The sequence below is a fragment of the Aquirufa sp. ROCK-SH2 genome (genome assembly GCF_054558315.1).
This window is the reverse complement of sequence record NZ_JBPXKB010000012.1, coordinates 1-3,044: the sequence shown is the minus strand read 5'-3', so window position 1 is coordinate 3,044 and position 3,044 is coordinate 1. Positions and strand designations below refer to the sequence as shown.

General features: G+C 37.3%; 1 protein-coding gene and 1 pseudogene. Both read right to left on the bottom strand.

The features are described from left to right. Positions 1-1,586: pseudogene (locus tag V7S79_RS12190) on the bottom strand (hypothetical protein); the annotation flags it as partial. Positions 1,587-1,806: 220 nt separating this feature from the next. Beyond that, positions 1,807-3,044, bottom strand: a 1,238-nt coding sequence (locus V7S79_RS12185; RefSeq protein WP_459490873.1) for a hypothetical protein, incomplete at its 5' end; no start/stop codon positions are given.

Genomic DNA, 3,044 nt, shown 5'->3' with positions numbered 1-3,044 from the left:
TTATCTGATAAAGACTCCATTCCAATTGCCACATTTTGACTACCTGTTGTAATGTTTAAGCCACTATTATGCCCAACTGCTGTATTTGCTGAAGAGTTAGATAAATTCTTAAGAGCAAAGGTACCTACGGCCACGTTGTTATAACCTGACGTACTCAATGCGAGGGCTTGAGTTCCTAAACCCACATTATTGGAACCTGTTGTTTGACTAAATAAGGATTGAAATCCCAAGCCCACAGAATTAAAGCCCGTAGTATTATTACTTAATGCTCCATTTCCGACCCTTGTATTTGAGTTTAACGAACCTCCTCCTTTTCCTATATCTACACCGTTGATTTTTTTGTCTACTCCTCCTAATTCTTGGCCTGCGGTATTATTGACAATTCCTGAAACTGTGGAACTTACTGCTGAAAAATTCTTTGTAGCATTTGAAAAAGACAGACGACGAAGCAAGCCTTCTGAATTAGCTGTAACCAAACTGTCTGTGGCTGCTCCACTGACCAAAGTGTCAACTTCTACCTGACCTGCAATGTGTAGACGCTGTGCAGGTGTGGATGTTCCGATACCAATTTTTCCTGATGATAATATTTTCAAACGATCCACAGGAAATGTACTGCCAGTCGGTGCAAGTCGAATCGCAAAATTCATCCCCCCGGCTGTTGAAGTAAAATTCTCAGCGGCATCCACATATAAATATGCCCCTCGATTATATGCTGAACCATTCCATCCTAAAAATGAATGGTAACCAATTTCTGAACCAGATGTAACTGCTCCCGTAGAACTAGAAGCATTACCTTTTTTCCGAATAAATAATCCTGAAGAATTTGCATCTTGACCTATGAAATCTTGAATAATGGAACCTGTTACATGCAAAGGTGCTTCAGGGGCAGTATTGGCGATACCCATGAATCCGTTAACTAAATTAACATGAAAAGAAAGCAAATTATTGGAAAAATTTCGTAACTGAAACTTATCATCACCTGCAAGTAATTTTGCCCAAGCACCAGTAGAATTACCTAGACCGATGGATGCCAAACTAGTCGAGGTAGTTGAACTAGCAAACCTAGCCACATCTGATATATCTGAAAATACATCAAGTTTGGAGTTCGGGCCATTTGTTCCTACACCCAATTTTCCACTAACAGCTAATCCTTGAGTAGGTAACACGGTAGAATTCGAATATGATCCAAATCCTGCACTTGTTGCACCTATAATTCCAGAACGATAAATGTTACCTGTTTTACTAGAACCTGCATCTGTTGTTGTTCCAACCAAGTAAAATGGACTACCTGTTGATATATTAGATGGAACCCACTTCCCCAAAACAGAATCATACAAAAGGGCTTGTCCTGAACTAGGAAGAGTTGAATCAACAGGTTTACCTTGTATTCCAACAACGGTTGGTGAAACTGCTGTTCCGCCAATATCACCTGATAACTGAATAATACCCTTTGAACTCGTAGAAGCGTCAGAATTCGTCGTAATTTCTTGACCAAAACGATTAACTACTTTTGACTGTGAAAAAGAGCGTATGACGCATGCGAAAATCAAAAATAAAATGAGTAATGCGTTGGTTAATTTATTCATTTGTTTAAAATAGTAGTTGTATCAAAGAATAATAAACTGATTAGTATGATAAAGTTAGTAATATATTAATACAAAATTATTTCTAGGATTATTTCAATAATTCCATTTCTATAATAAAACTATCCTCCACCAATTAATTTACAATTACGTTGATAAATAAAAACATTTACATTTATATGTTTATATATATCTGGTCCATAAAATCAAAAAAAACTTCATTTTATCTTATTTCATAAATCGAAAACACATTGAATTGCATGTTATAAGTTGTTTTAGCAGTACCCGATGCCTGATAAAGAGCAAGTCTTATCTTATCACCAACAGCCAATTGAGTCGTCGCATATCCATATCCGCTAAACGCATATTGAGTGCCTGTAAACGGAGCAAACCATGAGGCATTATTCAATGTTACTCCATTCTTTTCAATAACAAGTGCCAATTCAGCATTTTGATTCCATGAAGCACTAGCCATCATCGCTCTAAATTCGATGCGATAGGTACCAGTTTTATTGCTAGTATATACACCCGTAGAAGCATTCCATGCACCTTGACTATTATCTGACACATTAGTAAAAGACGCTAGATATTGAACTGTATTGTGGGCGATTGAAACGGGATTTAATTGTGCCGTTACGGACAAAGGATTCGTTGAGTTATATTTTGCTAAAATTTGCCAAGTACTTCCATCTGATTGTATTTCAATAGATTCTTTGGATATTAAAACTATGGATGTTGAAGCCGTACCATCCAAGTGTCCCGTTACAGTCACAATACCTGTACTAGTATTTTTAATCACCATGATTCGTTTATTCACAGAAGTTGGTGCCTCTAAGGTAACAGTAGTTCCTGCTCCAGTCATTAACAAAGTAAAATCATTTGAAGTTGTTGTACTAACACTGGACGTTCTAACAAATCCTCCTAGTGTACCATTTACTTCTAATTTTGAAGCAGGAATATTGGTACCAATCCCAACATTTCCAGATTGAGACAGTATAGTCATTCGAGAAATTTGTGTGTTGTCGTTAGTTGCATTACCTGTAGTAAATTCCAAATTTTGTTGATCTTGATTTTTAGTGGCTGGAATGACGGAGCGAATGGTCGTAAACCATGAATTGGATGTACCTACATTAATTTGACCTGTAATAGTTTGTGCGGCTGGGGCATTGGCTGCTGGATAATATAATCCTAACACAGCAGTACTATTAGGTTCATACACTGTCAATCGATTAGTTGGTGCTATGGTATTAATTCCAACCAAACCAAGACTATCGGCAAATACACGAACAGAGCCAGCACCGTTGCCAAGCGCGACAATATTACTTTTATTGCTTGCTCCAATATTTAGTGAAGTTGTTGTACCTCCGATAATCGTGTTGTTGCTACCTGAAATTAGATTGGAATTTCCCAAGGAGATATTACCACTACCTGTTGTGATATTGAATCCACCTGATGAACCTA